Consider the following 15,300-nt stretch of genomic DNA (forward strand, 5'->3'; position numbering starts at 1 on the left):
CATCCCGGCGGCAGGCCCGTGCCGCCGCCAACCGCCGGGGCCGCGGCGGCGCCGTTGCGCAGGCGCGCCGTTGCCACTGCGGAATCCGGCGCATCCAACGCCCGGCTGACGCGTCTTCCGGCCATGGACCTCGATCTCAGCGTGGCGCTCCAGTCGCTGCACGGCATGGCCATGGGCGTCGTCGCCCGCCTGCCCTACATCGTCATCGCCGTCGTCATCTACGCGGCGTTCCACATGGCCGCGCGCGGGGTGCGCTCCCTGGTGCACCGGCTGACGGACCGGCGCACGCGGCACCGCAACGCCGGGCTGGTGCTCGGGCGGCTCGCCGAGGGCGGCATCATGCTGCTCGGCGCGATGGTGGCGCTGATGGTGGCGATCCCGTCCTTCCAGCCCGGGCAGCTCATCCAGGTGCTCGGCATCGGCGGCGTCGCGATCGGCTTCGCCTTCCGCGACATCCTGCAGAACTTCCTGGCCGGCATCCTGATCCTGCTGACCGAGCCGTTCCGCATCGGCGACCAGATCGTGATCGGCGCCTACGAGGGCACGGTGGAGGACATCGAGACGCGCGCCACCTTCATCCGCACCTATGACGGGCGGCGGGTGGTGATCCCGAATTCCACCCTCTTCACCGACAGCGTGACGGTGAACACGGCCTTCGGCCGGCGGCGCCTGGAATACGACTTCGCGATCGGCGACGGCGAGGACTTCGAGCGCAAGCGGCGGGTGATCCTGCGGGCGGCCGAGACGGTGCCCGGGGTGCTGCGCGAGCCGGCGCCGGAGGTGCGGCTGGTCGGGCTTTCCGGCGACGGGGTGACGCTGCGGGCGCGCTGGTGGATCGAGCCGCCCGCCAGCCGCGACGTGGTGGACAGCCGCGACGGGGTGCTGGCGGCGGTCAAGCAGGCCCTGCTGCGCGACCGGCAGTCGGAGCGCCGGCAGGCCGCCTGAGTGACGCGCTGAGCGACGCGTCCTGCGGCCGGGGCGGCCGCCAAGCGCGGCCCCCGGGTCCCAGCCGCCCGGCGCGGCCCCCGGGACCCAGCCGCCCGGCGCGGCCCCGGAAGCGCAGCCGGGGCGCGCCTTTTGCGTTGGCCGCGCGGCGCCCGGCGCGCTACGGACCCCGCATGCTGCCCACCATCGCCATCATCGGCCGGCCCAATGTCGGCAAGTCCTCGCTGTTCAACCGCCTGGTCGGCCGCCGCCTCGCCATCGTGGACGACACGCCCGGCGTGACGCGCGACCGCAAGGAGGCGGAGGCCACGATCGGCGGCCGACCCTTGCGCTTCATCGACACGGCCGGGCTGGAGGAGGCGCCGCCCGAGAGCCTGGCCGGGCGCATGCACGCCTCCTCCGAGGCGGCGATCCGGCAGGCTGACCTCGTGGTGTTCGTGATCGACGCGCGCGCCGGCATCACCCCGCCGGACCGCGCCTTCGCCGCCTGGCTGCGCCGGCAGAGCGTGCCGGTGCTGCTGGTCGCGAACAAGACCGAGGGACGGCAGGGCGGCCTCGCCGCGATGGAGGGCTACGAGCTGGGCCTCGGCGACCCGCTGCCGGTCTCGGCCGAGCACGGCGAGGGCATCTCGGCCCTGCAGGCCGACATCCTGAACCTGCTGCCGGAGGCGCCGGAGGAGGAGGCGGGCGGCGAGGGGCGGCCGCTGCGCCTGGCCATCGTCGGGCGGCCGAACGCGGGCAAGTCCACCCTGCTCAACACGCTGCTCGGCGAGGAGCGGATGATTACCGGGCCGGAGCCCGGGCTGACGCGCGACGCGGTGCAGGTGGAATGGTCCGACGCCGCGGGGCGCGTGCGCCTCGTGGACACGGCCGGGCTGCGCAAGCGCGCGCGCATCGAGGCGGCGCTGGAGAAGATGTCGGTGGGGGCCACCATCGGCGCGCTGAAGGAGTGCGAGGTGGCGATCCTCGTGCTCGACGCGCTGCTCGGCATGGACGAGCAGGACCTGCGCATCGCCCGCCTTGCCGAGCGCGAGGGACGGGCCGTGGTGATCGCCCTGAACAAGTGGGACGCGGTGGAGGACCGCGCGGCGGCCCGCCGGCGAGTCGAGGACGTGCTGCAGACCAGCCTGGCGCAGAGCAAAGGCGTGCCGGTGGTGCCGATCTCGGCCGCGACCGGGCAGGGCGTGGACAAGCTGATGCCGGCGGTGCGGCGCGTCGAGGCGCTGTGGAACACGCGCGTGCCGACCGGCGCGCTGAACCGCTGGTTCGAGGCGGTGCTGGCCAGGCACCCGCCGCCGCTGGTGGACGGACGGCGGATCAAGCTGCGCTACGCGACGCAGGCCAAGGCGCGGCCGCCGACGCTGCTGGTGTTCGGCACCCGCGCCGAGCAGCTACCCGAGGAGTACCGCCGCTACCTCGTCAACACCTTCCGCGAGGCCTTCGACATGCCCGGCGTGCCGATCCGCCTGCACGCGCGCGGCACGGCGAACCCGTTCGCGGAGGAGTAGGGCGGGGCGTCGCGCCCTCGGGGCGCATCCGCCCTCCGGCCGTCCGCCCCACTCCCGTCCTGCCCGGTGCCGCCCGGTGCCGGACGGGAGGCACGCTGGAGCATTTTCAAGCTGAGCGTCCTCGCTCAGCGGCTCGGAAAATGCGGAAAAATCAGAAGGCTAGAGCCGTTCCGGCCTGATACAGTCAGGCTGGATCGGCTCTAGCGCTCGGCGGCCTGAGGCGCTGCGGCGAGCGCGGTGTCGACCATCTGCCGCTGCCCGCCGATGCCGATCGGCCCGCCGCCACGCAACGGCCCGGCCTGCGGCCGGCCCAGCGCGCCGCCGGCGACCAGCCGGCCCGGTTGCAGGATTCGCCCATCGGAGTCGCAAAGGGTCAGGAGCGGGAGGATGGGCAGACCCTGGTTGTTCATGACGATACCCTGCGATGTTGTGTAAGCAATGCTTACCATTTACGCGCAATGGTTGCAAAGAATTAATTCCAATCTCCTTGCGGTCTTTGTCGTCTTCTGATTTGCAGCCTGAAATCGGTGAGCTGTCGCCGTCGGACCGATTGACCCCCGCCAACGCCCGGTCGCAGCCTCGCGCCCGGAAAGAGCGAGGCGAGGGCCAATGACCCAGAATGATCCCGGCCGGCACGGCGGGAATCCAGGCGGGCAGGACGCGCTGTGGTGCTGGGACGCCACGGCGCTCGCCCGGGGCATCCGCACGCGGCGCATCTCCAGCCGCGAGGCGACGGCGGCCTGCCTCGGCCGGCTGGAGCGGGTGAATCCCGCGCTCAACGCGGTGGTGGAGACCCTGGCCGACGCGGCGCTGGCCCAAGCCGATGCCGCCGACGCAGCGGTGCGCGCGGGCGAGCCCCTGGGGCCGCTGCACGGCGTGCCGGTGACGATCAAGGTCAACGTCGATCAGCAGGGCTGCGCCACCACCAACGGCGCGGCGGCGCTGCGCGACGCGATCGCGGCCGAGGACAGCCCGGTGGTGGCGAACTGGCGGCGCGCGGGCGCGGTGTTCCTCGGCCGCACCAACACGCCGGCCCTCTCCATGCGCTGGTACACCGACAACGAGCTGCACGGGCGCACGCTGAACCCGTGGGACGCGTCGCGCACGCCGGGCGGCTCCTCGGGCGGCGCCGGGGCGGCGGTGGCGGCGGGGATCGGGCCGCTGGCGCATGGCAACGACATCGGCGGCTCGGTCCGCTACCCGGCCTATTGCTGCGGCGTGCTGGGGCTGCGGCCGACCATCGGCCGCGTGCCGGCCTACAACCCGAGCCAGCCGGCCGAGCGGCTGCTGATCTCGCAGATCACCTCGGTGCAGGGGCCGCTGGCGCGCTCGGTGCGCGACATCCGCCTCGGCCTCGACGCCATGGCCGGGCGCGACGCGCGCGACCCGTGGTGGGTGCCGGCGCCGCCGGTCTCGGCCGGGCCGCGCAGCGTCCGCCCGCCGCGCGTCGCGCTGTTCGCCGCGGCCCCCGGCATCGAGGTCGATCCGGCGGTGGCGGCGGCGCTGCGCCGGGCGGCACGCTGGCTGGAGGAGGCCGGGCACGCGGTGGAGGAGGCGGCGCCGCCGCGCTTCGACGAGGCCGCGGCGCTGTGGAACGCCCTGATCCTGACGGAAGGGCAGTTCGGCCTGCTGCCGATGGTGGAGAGGTACGGCGACGCCAAGCTGCGCAAGCTCTGGGGCGAGGTGGCGGCGGCCGAGCCGCCGCTCGGCTTCGGCGAGTTCATGGCCGCCTCGGCGCGCCGCGCGACCATCCTGCGCGAATGGCAGGTGTTCCTGGAGCGCTACCCGGTGCTGCTGCTGCCGACGAGCTGGCAGCCGCCGCTGCCGGTGGACGGCGACCAGCGCGGCCTGGAGCGGGTGCGCTGGGAGATGGCGGCGCTCTCGCCGCTGATGGCCACGGCGATCCTCGGCCTGCCGGGGCTCTCGGTGCCGACCGGCGCGGAGTCGGGCGTGCCGGTCGGGGTGCAGCTCGTCACCGCGCGCTACCGGGAGGCGCTGGCCCTGGAGGCCGCCGAGGTGATCGAGGCGCGGGCGCCGGCGGTGCGGGTAGTGGGCCCGGCGGGCTGATCCGCCCTATCATCGGCACAAAGGGATTCCGCAACGGGATCCGGGCCGGCCGGCCTCGCCGCCGGCCGCCACGATGACGAGGGGACACGTCCATGCAACGCCGCACGCTGCTCGCGGGCCTCGCGGCCCTGCCGCCCGCCGCGCGCGCCCAGGGCATCGCCGCCCCGCCGCCAGGCTATCCGGACCGCCCGATCAGCCTCGTCGTGCCCTTCACGCCCGGCGGCTCCACCGACATCGCCGCGCGCGTGCTGGCCGAGCGCATGGGCCAGCGCCTGGCCGGCGAGGGCTTCGCCAATGCCAGGCTGATCGTGGAGAACCGCGCCGGCGCGGGCGGCTCGGTGGGCTCCGAATACGTGCGCCGCGCGGCGCCGGACGGCTACACGCTGCTGGTCGCCACCGCCTCCTCGCACGGCTCCAACCCGGCCGCGCTGCCGCAGACCACGCCCTACGACCCGGTGGAGGATTTCACCGCCATCTCGGTGATCGGCGGCGGGCCGATGGTGCTGGTGGTGCCCAACGACTCGCCCTACCGCGACGTGGCCGCGCTGTTCGCCGCGCTGCGCCGGCCGGGCGCGCATGCGAGCTGGGCCACCTCCGGCGCCGGCGGCATCGGCCACCTGACCGGCGAGCTGATGCTGCACCGCGCCGGCATCGCGGGCGCCGAGCACGTGCCCTATCGCGGCGGCAGCGCGGTGATGGAGGCGCTGGCCAAGGGCGAGGTGGAATTCTCGCTGGAGGTGCTGGCCACCACCGCGCCGCACCTGCGCGACGGGCTCTCGCGCGCGCTGGCCGTCTCCTCGCTGCGCCGCACGCCGCTCTTCCCGGCCGTGCCGACGCTGGACGAGAGCGGGCTGCGCGGCTTCGACATCACCACCTGGAACGTGCTGCTCGGGCCGCGCGGCCTGCCGCCGGCCGTCGCGGAGCTGCTGAGCCGCACCGCCAACGCCGTGCTGGCCGATCCCGCCGTGCGCGAGCGCCTGAACACCGCCGGGGTGGAGCCGGCCGACCCCGGCAGCCCCGCCGCGACGCGCGCCTTCCTGACGGCGGAGCTGGCGAAGTTCCGCGGCATCGTCGCCGAGTCCGGGCTGCGGCTGAGCCGCTGAGCGGAGCCGCCGGGGCCGGGGCGATCGGGCGCGCGGGCGCGAAGGGCCTTGCGATCGGGGGGCGGCCTGCCGGAGCATGCGGCATGCGCCGCCTCGCCCTGCTGCTGTTGCTGCCCGCCGCCGCCCTGGCCCAGCCCGCCGGCCCGGCCCGGCCCGATGCCGCGCCCCCTCGCGGGGCCGCTCCTGGCTCTCCCGCTCCCGTTTCCCCGGGCGCCGCCGCGGCGGCGCCGCGCGGCGCCGAGGCCCGGCGCGCCGAGCTGGACCGGCTGTTCGACGCGCTGCGCACCGCGCCCGACGAGGCGTCGGCGGCGCTGGTGGAGATGCAGATCCGCGCCGCCTGGAGCCGCGCCGCCTCCCCGGCGGTGCTGCTGCTGATGAGCCGCGGCCAGCGCGATCTGCGCGCCAACGAGGCCGACGAGGCGCTGGAAGGCTTCGGCGACGCGCTGGTGCTGGCGCCCGACTACGCCGATGGCTGGGTGGCGCACGCGCAGGCGCGGGCGGCGCTGGGCGACGTTCCCGGCGCGGCGCGCGACCTGCGCGAGGCGCTGCGGCTGGAGCCGCGCCATTTCGGTGCCCTGCTGGCCCTGGCATCGCTGCAGGAGAGCACCGGCGACCTGACCGGGGCGCTGCGCAGCCTGGAGGCGGCGCTGGCGATCAGCCCGAAGCTGCCGGGCGGCGAGGCCCGCCGGCGCGACCTGCGCCGGCGGGCGCTCGGCGACAACACCTGATATGCGGGGCGGGATCGTTCGGGCCGTCCTGGAGGATCGGGGGGCTCAAGGGGCTGCGCTCCCTCGCGGGGTGCGGGGCGGCGCCGCGGGGCGGGTCGACGGGACCCGCCGTTCCGGGGCGGTGTCGGGCCGGGAGGCGCGGGCGTGGCCGGCCCGGCGCCGGCGTTCAGGCGACGGCGCCGCGCGCGGCGGGCTCCGGCAGATCCAGCAGGGCGCGCAGCACGGCCGGCTGGCAGGCCAGGTCGGCCAGGGTGTAGCGGTCCAGCACCGCCAGGAAGGCCTGCCGCGCCTCCACCAGCACGCCGCGCAGCCGGCAGGCCGGCGCGATGCGGCAGACGCCATGCCCGGGAGCGGCAAGGCCGGCCTCCGCGTCGTCCGTCGCCGTGCCACCCATGCCGGCGGCGTCCGTGTCCGGGCCATCCGGGCCGGGTCCGGCCGTGCCGGCATGACCGGCAGCGGCATGGTGCCGGGCGATCTCCAGGCAGGGCACCAGCGCCATGTCCGGCTCGGTGTGCCGCACCACCTCGCCGAGGCGGATCGCGGCGGCCGGGCGGCCCAGCCGCAGCCCGCCGCCCTTGCCGCGCACCGTCGTGACGAAGCCGGCGACGCCGAGCCGGTGCGCGACCTTGGTCAGGTGATGCTGCGAGATGCCGTAGGCCGCCGCCACCTCGCCGATGGTGGCGAGCTCGCCCTCCTTCGCGGCGAGATGGATCAGCATCCGCAACGAGTAGTCCGTGTACACGGTCAGGCGCATGGCGGGGCTCCGGTCCGGCCCCGGCGCGAGGCCGGGCGGGGGCGCACGCCGCCTGGCCCAAGGGGGGATGGCAGAGGGACGATGGCAGAGGGACGATGGCAGAGGGACGATGGCAGGGGGGGCGGTGCCATCGTATCGCGGGCCGTCCGGGCCGGCGCCGTCTGAAGGTGCATGGCAGATACGTGTTCTGGAGGCGGCGTGATTAAGGTGTATCTCATATACACCTTACGGACCGGCCGGCAGCGATGCCGCGCCATCCCTTCGAGGAGATCCAGCCATGTTGTCCGCCCAGCAGCGCGCCATCATCACGGCCACCGTTCCCGCCCTGCGGGCGCATGGCGAGACCATCACCCGCACCTTCTACGGCGCCATGCTCTCGGCGCATCCGGAACTGCTCGACTACTTCAACCCGGCCAACCAGCGCGCCGAGGGCGGGCAGGCGCGCAGCCTCGCCGCCTCGGTGCTGGCCTACGCCGCCAACATCGACCATCTGGACCGGCTGGGCGGGCTGGTGGAGCGGATCGCCACCAAGCATGTCAGCCTGGAGATCCTGCCCGAGCACTACCCGATCGTCGGCCGCCACCTGCTCGGCGCCATCGCCGAGGTGCTGGGCGAGGCGGCGACGCCCGAGATCCTGGAGGCCTGGGGCGCCGCCTACGGCCAGCTCGCCGAGGTGATGATCGGGCGCGAGCGGGCGCTCTACGACGAGACGAGCACGCAGCCGGGCGGCTGGGCGGGCTTCCGGCCCTTCCGCGTGGCGCGCAAGGTGGCCGAGAGCGGGTCGATGACCTCCTTCCACCTCGTTCCCGCCGATGGCGGGCCGCTCGCCGACTTCCGGCCCGGCCAGTACGTCTCGGTGCGGCTGCAGCCGCCGGGCTCCGCGCATGCGCAGGTGCGCCAGTACAGCCTTTCCGCCGCGCCGGACGGGCGGCAGTACCGCATCACCGTCAAGCGCGAGGGCGCGCCGGCGGGCCTGCCGGATGTCGCGCCGGGCCTGATCTCCAACTTCCTGCACGACCACGTGGCGGAGGGTGACATCCTGCCGGTGCACGCCCCGGTCGGCGACTTCGTGCTGGACGAGGCGAGCGGGCGGCCGGTGGTGCTGATCGGCGGCGGCGCCGGCATCACGGCGCTGCTGCCGATGCTGGAGCGCCTGGCCACCGCCTCCACGCGCGAGGTGGTGCTGCTGCGCGCCCTGCGCGGCCGCGACCAGCACGCCTTCGCCGACCGCGTGCGCGCGCTGGCGGGGCTGCGGACGGGGGTGCGCAGCGTCACCTGGTACGAGGTGGCGGACGCGTCGGACCGGCTGGACGGGTATTGCGACGCCCTCGGCCGGCTCGACGCCGAGCTGATCCGCCAGCACCTGCCGGCCGGCGAGGCGGAGTTCTACTACTGCGGCCCGGTCGGCTTCATGGCGGCGATCGAGCAGGCGCTCGACACGCTGGGCGTGCCGGCCGCGCGCCGCCACAGCGAGGCCTTCGCGCCCGACCCGTCCTTCGTGGTCGAGGCGCCGGACGCCGAGGCGATGGCGCGGGCGGGCTGACCGCCGCGGCCGGGCTGGCCGGCGCCCCGCCACGGGGCGGGGGGTGGCAGGGGGCGGTGGCAGGGGGCGGTGGCAGGGGGCGGTGGCAGGGGGCGTCGGGAGGAGGGCGGGCCGCAGGACCGGACGGGGCGCGGCCCGCCGCCGCGACCGGCCCGCCGCGCCGGCGCCCGGGGATCCCGCGCGGCCGGACCCCGTGGCGGCGTTCCGCGGTGAAGGATTTCACAGCCGCCCGGCGCGCCATCCGGCATTCTGCCGCCAGAACGGTCCCGGTGGACGGGGCCCGGCGGATGGGGGTCGAGGTCATGGGTTGGTCGCGCGGCTACGTGGCGGATGCGCCCTACATCGTGGGCTATCAGCCGGTGCAGGCGCCCTCGCATCTCGCCCTGGTGTGCGGGCTGATGGGCGTGGCCTGGGAGCCGCCCGGGGACATGGTGATCGGCGAGCTGGGCTGCGGCCGCGGCTACACCGCGCTCGCCATCGCCGCCGCCAACCCGCGCTGCACCGTGATCGGGCTCGACTACAACCCCGCCCACATCGCCGAGGCGCGCTCGGTCGCCGCCGAGTGCGGCCTGACCAATGCCCGCTTCCTGGAGGCCGACCTCGCCGAGATGGACGCGGCCGAGCTGGACCGGCTGCCGGAATTCGACTGCGTGACGCTGCACGGCCTCTGGACCTGGGTCGCCGACCCGGTGCGCGAGGGCGTGGTGCGGCTGCTGCGCCGGCGCCTGAAGCCGGGCGGCATCGCCATGGTCAGCTACAACTCGCTGCCGGGCTTCGCCACCGGCTTCGGCGTGCAGCGGCTGGTGCAGGCGGCGGCGGCGACCGCGATGGGCGGCAGCCACCAGCGGGCGCTGGCCGCGATCGACGTGGTGCGCGACCTGACGAAGGCGGAGGCGCACTACCTCGCCGGCAACCCCTGGGCGACGCGCATGGACGATTTCGGCCAGGGGCAGAACCCGGCCTACATCACCCATGAATTCCTCACCGACCACTGGCGCCCGGCCTTCTTCGCCGACCTCGCCGCCGCCATGGGCGAGGCCAAGCTCGACTTCGTCGGCAGCGCCTCGCTGGTCGAGAACTTCAACGAGCTGATGCTGACGCCCGAGCAGCGCGCGGTGCAGGAGCGGCTGCCGCCCGGGCCGGGGCGGGAGCTGGTGAAGGATCTCTGCCTCCAGCGCGGCTTCCGCAAGGACGTGTTCGTGCGCGGCGCCGTGCCGGGCAGCCGCGAGCAGGCGCTGGGCCGGGTCGGCCTCGCCCTCACCGTCCACCGCGACGACAACCGCCCCAAGCTGGTGGTGCCGGCGGGCGAGGTGGAGCTGCCGCGCGACCTCGCCGACGCGGTGCTGCGCGCCCTGCAGGAGCGGCCGCACTCGGTGGCCGAGCTTCTGGCGCTGCCCGAGGCGCGCCGCACCAACATCGCCGAGCTGCTGATGATCCTGGTCGACAGCGGCGTCGCCGTGCCGCTCTGGCCGGGCGCGCCGCGCGGCCCGGTGCCGACTGCGAGCGCCTTCAACGCCGTGGCGGCGCGCCGCTACGCCCAGGGCGGGCTCTCCGCCTCCCGCTTCGCGCTGGCCGCCCCGGCCACCGGCGCCGCGCTGCCCTGCGCCGCGCTGGAGATGGAGGTGGTGGCGCGCCTGCTGGCCGGCCTCCCGCCCAGCCCCGCCGCCCTGACCGACAGCATCCTGCCGCCCGACGCCGAGGCGAACGACCGCGAGGCGGCGGAGGCGACCATGGCCCGGCTGCTGGCGGAGAAGCTGCCGGTCTATCGCAACCTCGGCATCCTCTGAGCCGGGCCGGGGCGGGACCGTCCATCGTCCGCGCCGGCTCTGCTATGATCGAGGGGATCGCCGGATCTGCAGGAGGATCTGCCACCATGCCTTCCCGTCGTGTCCTCGGCCGTGCCGCCCTCGGGGCGTCCGCGCTGGTCCTGGCCGGCTCGCTGACGGGGCCGCTCGCGCGCCCGCTCGGGTTCGGCGGCACGGCCCTCGCCTCCGATGCCGACATCGCGCAGGAATACATCCGCGCCCTGACCCGCGGCGTACCGACGGGCAACGCGCCGGCCGGGTCCGGCACGCCTTCTGGCACGCCCTCTGGCGCCCCGCTGCCGCCCTCCGGGGCGCCGATCGCCAACGCGCCGCCGGCCTCCTCGGCCGATGCGGCGGGGGACGAGGCGGACGGCGAGGACGGCGAGGGGCCGCAGACCCGCGGCGTGCGGGTCGGCGGCGGCGCGCCCCAGCAGGCGCCGGGGCAGCCCTTCGGGCAGCCGCAGGTGCAGCCGGTGGTCGACCCCGGCGGCATGCAGCCGCGGGCGGTGCCGGCGATCTCGCTCACCATCGTCTTCCCGACCGGCTCCTGGCTGATCACCCCGGCGGCGGAGAAGATGCTGGCGCCGCTCGGCATGGCGCTCACCTCGCCGCAGCTGGCGCCCTTCCGCTTCCGGATCGAGGGCCACACGGACACGGTGGGCTGGCCCGACCAGAACCAGCTCCTCTCCGAACGGCGCGCCATGGCGGTGCGCGACTACCTCGTCTGGCGCTACGGCATCAGCCCGGCGCGGATGGTGCCGGTGGGCATGGGCTCCAGCCAGCTCGCCGTGCCGACGCCCGACCAGTGGCCCGAGGTGCGGAACCGCCGCGTGCAGATCCTGAACCTCGGCAGTTGAGCCGCCGGGACCCGCGGGACGGCCGGGCCGGCCCGCCATCGGGCGGCACGCCGCCGGCGGATGACGAGACGGTGCGCCTCACGGGCGCCCCTGCCGGCATGGCGGGGGCGCCGCCGGGCGTCGCGTCGACCGCCAGTGCGCCTGCCAGTGCGCCCACCAGTGCGCCCACCGGTGCGCCCATCGGTGCGCCGGCCGGGGCGGCGCCTGCCGGCGCGCGCCGGGCGGCGGCCGGGCCGGCGGCGGGCGGCACGGACTCGTCGGCGCTGGCGCGGGCGGTCGCGTCGCACCGGCGGCAGCGGCTCGCCATGGGCGGTGCCACGATCGGGCTCGGCCTCGGGGCGGTGGCGCTGGCGGGCTGGCTGTGGAGCGGCCCCGATCCGGGTGCGGGCGCAGGCCCGGGGGCGGACCGGGCGACGCAGCGCGTCGCCGTGGCGGACGCGCCGGCCCCGGCCGCCGGGCCGCCCGCCGCCGTGTCGCCGCCGGTCGGATCGCCGCCGGTCGGAGCGCCGCCGGTCGGAGCGCCGTTGGGCGCGGCGCCGTCCGTCCCCGCCGTGCCCGACACCCGGGCCGACGCCGCGCCGCCCCGGGTCGCGCCGCCCCGGGTCGCGCCGCCGGTCGCCGCGCCTGTCGGCGGCATCGCGCGGAACGAGGGGCGGCCTGCCGGGGAGCCGGGTCCGGTGCCGGCGGCGCCGGTCGCCAAGCCGGGACTTTCCGCGCCGGGTCCGACGGAGGCCGCGGCCGTTGCCGCGCCGCCCGCGCCCGGCGCCCTGCCGCCGCCCGGCGCGGTCGGCGATCCCTTCGCCGGGCTGAACCCCGGGCCGCCCGGCGGTCTGGACCGGCCGGCGGCACGGCCGGCCGCCATCGCCCGGCCGCCGCGCCCGGCCGGGGCCGTGCCGCTGCTGGGCGAGGCGGCGCTGCGGCTGCACCGGGCGGCGCGCCCGACCCTGCTGCGCGCCGAGGCCGAGCCGCGCGTCTTCGTGCTCGACTTCCCCGACCTGGAAAGCCAGGGTGCCGCGCTGAACCGGGTGGCGGCGCTGGTGGAGAAGCTGGGCCTGCCGCGCGACCGGGTGCTGACCGACGCGGAGCTGGCCGAGGCGATCGCGCGCAGCGGCAGCACGCCCGCCACCTACTATTTCGGCCACGACTACCGGGGCACCGACCTGGAGCGCTTCTTCGCCCTGGCGGCGCGCGACGGCGTGGCGCTGCACCCGCCGGAGCTGTGGGTGCGCGAGGCGCTGGCCGCGGCGCGGCGGGAGGTGCCGGACGGGGAGGTGGCGCTGATCTCGGTGCCGCAGACCGGCCCGGCGGTGGACGCGCCGGCCCGCGAGTCGATCCTGCGCCACGAGATGAGCCACGGCCGCTTCTTCACCGATCCCGACTATGCCGGGCGCGTGCGCCGGGTCTGGCACGAGCGCTTCACCGCCGACGACCGCGCGCTGTTCCGTCGCTTCCTCGCGGGCGAGGGCTACGATCCCGACGACGAGGAGCTGATGCTGAACGAGGCGCAGGCCTACCTGCTGCACACCCCGGACCCGCGCATGTTCTCGGCCGAGGCGCTCGGCGTGGGGGCGGAGCGGGTCGAGCGGCTGCGCCGCCTGATGCTGGAGGGCACGACGCCGCGCTGAGCCGGGGTCGTTCCGGGCGTGGCGGAACGCGCCCGAGGGGGCCATGCCGCGTGACGGGGCGGCGTGGCGTGCCGCCCTGCCCGCCGCCGCTCAGCGGCGCGGCACCGACTCCACCACGATCGGCCGGATGGCGACGCGCTGCCGCCGCTGCGCCGCCGCGCGCAGCGCGTTCTGCAGGGCCGCGGTGAAGCCGGCCAGGGTTTCGGTCTGCGGGCGCGGCTGGGTGAACAGGGGCTGCTCGGCGGCGATGGCGAGCACGAGGTCGGTGCCGAAGGGCGGCCCGCCCTTGAAGCCGGTGAGGCGTTCCTGCGCCCCGGCGCCGTAGGCCCTCGGCGCGAAGAGATGGGTCACCGAGCCGTCGCTGGCGACATAGGCGACGGTGAGTTGCGCCGGCCAGTCCGGCATGGTGATGCCGAAGCCGAATTCCTGCTCGTCGGCGATGGGCGACTTGCCGATCAGGGCGAAGCGCAGGCCGGTATCGGGCGCCGGCACCTGCGGCCGGATCGCGTCGAGCAGGTCGCAGTAGGGGCCGACGAAGCTTTCCAGGCGCAGCTGCGCCGTGCCGGGCGGCAATTGGCGGGCGGCCAGGGCACCGCGCACCGCCGCCTCCTCGCTGCGCTGGACGACGCCCGCGACGGTCAGCGTGTCGTTCCCGATGCGCGAGGTGAGCACGCCGCAGCGGGCCGCGGCGGTCATCGCGGCGGCGGCGTCGGGCAGGGCGTTGCGCCGGGCCGCCTCCCGGGCCTGCTGCTCCGCCTCCGCCTGGGCGGCGCGCTGCCGGGCCGCCTCGTCGGCGGCGCGCTGCTGTGCCTCGGCGAGCCGGCGGGCATCCTCCTCGGCGGCCTGCCGGCGGACCAGCTCGTCACGCGCGGCGGCTTCCCGCGCCGCCGCCGCGTCGCGCGCCGCGGCCTCCCGTGCCGCCGCGTCGCGTGCCGCCGCGTCGCGTTCGGCGGCTTCCCGTGCCGCCGCATCGCGTGCCGCCGCATCGCGTGCCGCCGCGTCGCGTGCCGCTTCCTCCCGCGCGGCGGCCTCGCGCGCGGCTGCCTCTCGTGCGGCTGCCTCCCGCGCGGCTGCCTCTCGTGCGGCGGCCTCCCGCGCGGCGGCTTCCCGCGCCGGGTCGGCCGGTCCGACGGGGCCTTCGACGGCGGGGCCGGGGCGGAACCACCACCACGCGCCGCCGCCGAGACCCGCGAGCAGCAGCAATCCGCCGAGCAGCAGCGCCGGCAGGGGCGGGCCGGTCCGATCGCGTCCCGTGCCACCGATCCGGTCGCCACCGGTCCGGTCGTCGGCAGGGCGCTGCCCGCCGGGCGGGTCGCGGGGGCGCCGGACCTGGGTGGCGTCGCCGTCCTCCGCCCCGCCGAGCCCCGGCAGCGGTGCCGGCGACCGTGCCGCCGCGGCTTCCTGGATCGCGGCGGCGAAGGCGTTGGCGTCCGGGAAGCGGTCCTCGGGCCGCTTGGCGAGGGCCCGCGCCAGCACCGCGTCGAAGCCGCGCGGCGTGGTGACGGAGAGCACGGAGGGCGCCGTCGGCTCGGTGTGCAGCGCCTTGTGCATCACCGAATTGTAGCCGCCCTCGAAGGGCCGCTCGCCGGTGAGGAGCTGGTAGAGCATCACGCCGGCGGCCCAGATGTCGGCGCGCAGGTCCACGGTCTCGCCGCGGAACTGCTCGGGCGACATGTAGGCCGGCGTGCCCATCACCTGGCCGAGCTGGGTGAGCGAGGAACTCTCGATGCGGGCGATGCCGAAGTCGGCGATCTTGACCTGCGCCGGTCCGGCCGGACGGCCGTCCGGCAGCGTCTCCTGCGCCAGCATGATGTTGGCCGGCTTGATGTCGCGGTGGACGATGCCGCGCGCATGCGAGTAGGCGAGGCCGGCGAGCACCTGCGTCATCAGACGCACCACCTCGGCCAGCGGGAAGCGCTCGCCGCGGTCGATCGGCGCCTTCAGCGAGCCGCCCGCCACCAGCTCCATCACGATCCAGGCGGCCTTGCCGTCCTCGCCGTAGTCGTACACGGCGACGATGTTGGGGTGCGAGAGGCGGCCGGCGGCGCGCGCCTCGCGCCGGAAGCGCGCCGCGGCCTCCTCGCCCTCCGCGTCGCCGGGGGCCGGCAGGTTCACGACCTTGATCGCGACCGGGCGCTCGATCACCGTGTCGAACGCCTCGTAGACGATGCCGGAGGCGCCCTGTCCGAGCGTGCGTCGCACCTCGTACTTGCCGCCGATCCGCCCCGTCTCCATGCCCGCTCCCCGCGCCCCGCGACGGTTGTCGGGCAGACGCGGCGGCGGGGCAACCCTTGCGTCGGGGCGGGGGGCGGCCGATGCACGGGCCGGTGCCGGGCGCCGGATTCGCGGCTCCGGCCGGCGGGAC

The 15,300-nt window shown here is 76.3% G+C and carries 12 protein-coding genes; 9 read left to right on the top strand and 3 right to left on the bottom strand.

What is annotated here, in order from left to right; all coding sequences use genetic code 11:
* Positions 1-123: 123 nt before the first annotated feature.
* Together M0638_RS06530 and der are read left to right on the top strand one after the other, a co-directional pair.
* Positions 124-945 (top strand): mechanosensitive ion channel family protein, encoded by an 822-nt coding sequence (locus M0638_RS06530; protein ID WP_248666161.1) that lies wholly within the window; start codon positions 124-126, stop codon positions 943-945.
* Between the two features lie 173 nt (positions 946-1,118).
* Entirely contained in the window at positions 1,119-2,453 is a 1,335-nt protein-coding gene (gene der / locus M0638_RS06535; protein WP_248666162.1) for a ribosome biogenesis GTPase Der, read from the top strand.
* Between the two features lie 200 nt (positions 2,454-2,653).
* On the opposite strand, the gene M0638_RS06540 is transcribed toward der, so the two are convergent.
* Entirely contained in the window at positions 2,654-2,902 is a 249-nt protein-coding gene (locus M0638_RS06540) for a hypothetical protein (protein WP_248666163.1), read from the bottom strand.
* A gap of 160 nt (positions 2,903-3,062) precedes the next feature.
* Between M0638_RS06540 and M0638_RS06545 the strand changes: the two genes are divergently transcribed.
* The 3 genes from M0638_RS06545 to M0638_RS06555 all read left to right on the top strand — a co-directional run bounded on the left by M0638_RS06545 (position 3,063) and on the right by M0638_RS06555 (position 6,351).
* Complete coding sequence (locus tag M0638_RS06545) at positions 3,063-4,520, top strand: amidase (protein ID WP_248666164.1); 1,458 nt, start codon at positions 3,063-3,065, stop codon at positions 4,518-4,520.
* A gap of 92 nt (positions 4,521-4,612) precedes the next feature.
* Positions 4,613-5,623: a Bug family tripartite tricarboxylate transporter substrate binding protein gene (locus tag M0638_RS06550; protein ID WP_248666165.1), complete on the top strand. Its 1,011-nt coding sequence runs from the start codon at positions 4,613-4,615 to the stop codon at positions 5,621-5,623.
* Positions 5,624-5,706: 83 nt separating this feature from the next.
* Positions 5,707-6,351 (top strand): tetratricopeptide repeat protein, encoded by a 645-nt coding sequence (locus M0638_RS06555; RefSeq protein WP_248666166.1) that lies wholly within the window; start codon positions 5,707-5,709, stop codon positions 6,349-6,351.
* Between the two features lie 166 nt (positions 6,352-6,517).
* On the opposite strand, the gene M0638_RS06560 is transcribed toward M0638_RS06555, so the two are convergent.
* The gene (locus M0638_RS06560; RefSeq protein ID WP_248666167.1) at positions 6,518-7,105 is read right to left on the bottom strand and encodes an Rrf2 family transcriptional regulator; all 588 of its coding nucleotides are present in this window, start codon (positions 7,103-7,105) and stop codon (positions 6,518-6,520) included.
* Between the two features lie 277 nt (positions 7,106-7,382).
* Between M0638_RS06560 and hmpA the strand changes: the two genes are divergently transcribed.
* The 4 genes from hmpA to M0638_RS28770 all read left to right on the top strand — a co-directional run bounded on the left by hmpA (position 7,383) and on the right by M0638_RS28770 (position 12,935).
* Positions 7,383-8,648 carry an NO-inducible flavohemoprotein gene (gene hmpA / locus M0638_RS06565; protein WP_248666168.1) on the top strand — a complete coding sequence of 422 codons (1,266 nt, stop codon included), beginning with the start codon at positions 7,383-7,385 and terminating at the stop codon, positions 8,646-8,648.
* 287 nt (positions 8,649-8,935) lie between these two features.
* Positions 8,936-10,435 carry a class I SAM-dependent methyltransferase gene (locus M0638_RS06570; RefSeq protein ID WP_248666169.1) on the top strand — a complete coding sequence of 500 codons (1,500 nt, stop codon included), beginning with the start codon at positions 8,936-8,938 and terminating at the stop codon, positions 10,433-10,435.
* An 86-nt stretch (positions 10,436-10,521) separates the two neighbouring features.
* Positions 10,522-11,310: an OmpA family protein gene (locus M0638_RS06575; protein WP_248666170.1), complete on the top strand. Its 789-nt coding sequence runs from the start codon at positions 10,522-10,524 to the stop codon at positions 11,308-11,310.
* Between the two features lie 305 nt (positions 11,311-11,615).
* Positions 11,616-12,935 carry a hypothetical protein gene (locus tag M0638_RS28770; protein WP_282571882.1) on the top strand — a complete coding sequence of 440 codons (1,320 nt, stop codon included), beginning with the start codon at positions 11,616-11,618 and terminating at the stop codon, positions 12,933-12,935.
* 90 nt (positions 12,936-13,025) lie between these two features.
* Here the strand turns inward: M0638_RS28770 and M0638_RS06590 are convergent, their stop codons facing one another.
* Positions 13,026-15,170, bottom strand: coding sequence for a serine/threonine-protein kinase (locus tag M0638_RS06590; protein ID WP_248666171.1), 2,145 nt, complete (start codon positions 15,168-15,170; stop codon positions 13,026-13,028).
* Positions 15,171-15,300: the final 130 nt, after the last annotated feature.

Origin of the sequence: Roseomonas acroporae, from assembly GCF_023223525.1 — a bacterium.
Taxonomy (GTDB): domain Bacteria; phylum Pseudomonadota; class Alphaproteobacteria; order Acetobacterales; family Acetobacteraceae; genus Roseomonas_E; species Roseomonas_E acroporae.

Excerpts from the sequence above, each read along its gene's own strand:
- M0638_RS06530 (WP_248666161.1), top strand. The coding sequence starts at position 124 with ATGGACCTCGATCTCAGCGTGGCGCTCCAGTCGCTGCACGGCATGGCC.
- der (WP_248666162.1), top strand. The coding sequence starts at position 1,119 with ATGCTGCCCACCATCGCCATCATCGGCCGGCCCAATGTCGGCAAGTCC.
- M0638_RS06540 (WP_248666163.1), bottom strand. The coding sequence starts at position 2,902 with ATGGTAAGCATTGCTTACACAACATCGCAGGGTATCGTCATGAACAAC.
- M0638_RS06545 (WP_248666164.1), top strand. The coding sequence starts at position 3,063 with ATGACCCAGAATGATCCCGGCCGGCACGGCGGGAATCCAGGCGGGCAG.
- M0638_RS06550 (WP_248666165.1), top strand. The coding sequence starts at position 4,613 with ATGCAACGCCGCACGCTGCTCGCGGGCCTCGCGGCCCTGCCGCCCGCC.
- M0638_RS06555 (WP_248666166.1), top strand. The coding sequence starts at position 5,707 with ATGCGCCGCCTCGCCCTGCTGCTGTTGCTGCCCGCCGCCGCCCTGGCC.
- M0638_RS06560 (WP_248666167.1), bottom strand. The coding sequence starts at position 7,105 with ATGCGCCTGACCGTGTACACGGACTACTCGTTGCGGATGCTGATCCAT.
- hmpA (WP_248666168.1), top strand. The coding sequence starts at position 7,383 with ATGTTGTCCGCCCAGCAGCGCGCCATCATCACGGCCACCGTTCCCGCC.
- M0638_RS06570 (WP_248666169.1), top strand. The coding sequence starts at position 8,936 with ATGGGGGTCGAGGTCATGGGTTGGTCGCGCGGCTACGTGGCGGATGCG.
- M0638_RS06575 (WP_248666170.1), top strand. The coding sequence starts at position 10,522 with ATGCCTTCCCGTCGTGTCCTCGGCCGTGCCGCCCTCGGGGCGTCCGCG.
- M0638_RS28770 (WP_282571882.1), top strand. The coding sequence starts at position 11,616 with ATGGGCGGTGCCACGATCGGGCTCGGCCTCGGGGCGGTGGCGCTGGCG.
- M0638_RS06590 (WP_248666171.1), bottom strand. The coding sequence starts at position 15,170 with ATGGAGACGGGGCGGATCGGCGGCAAGTACGAGGTGCGACGCACGCTC.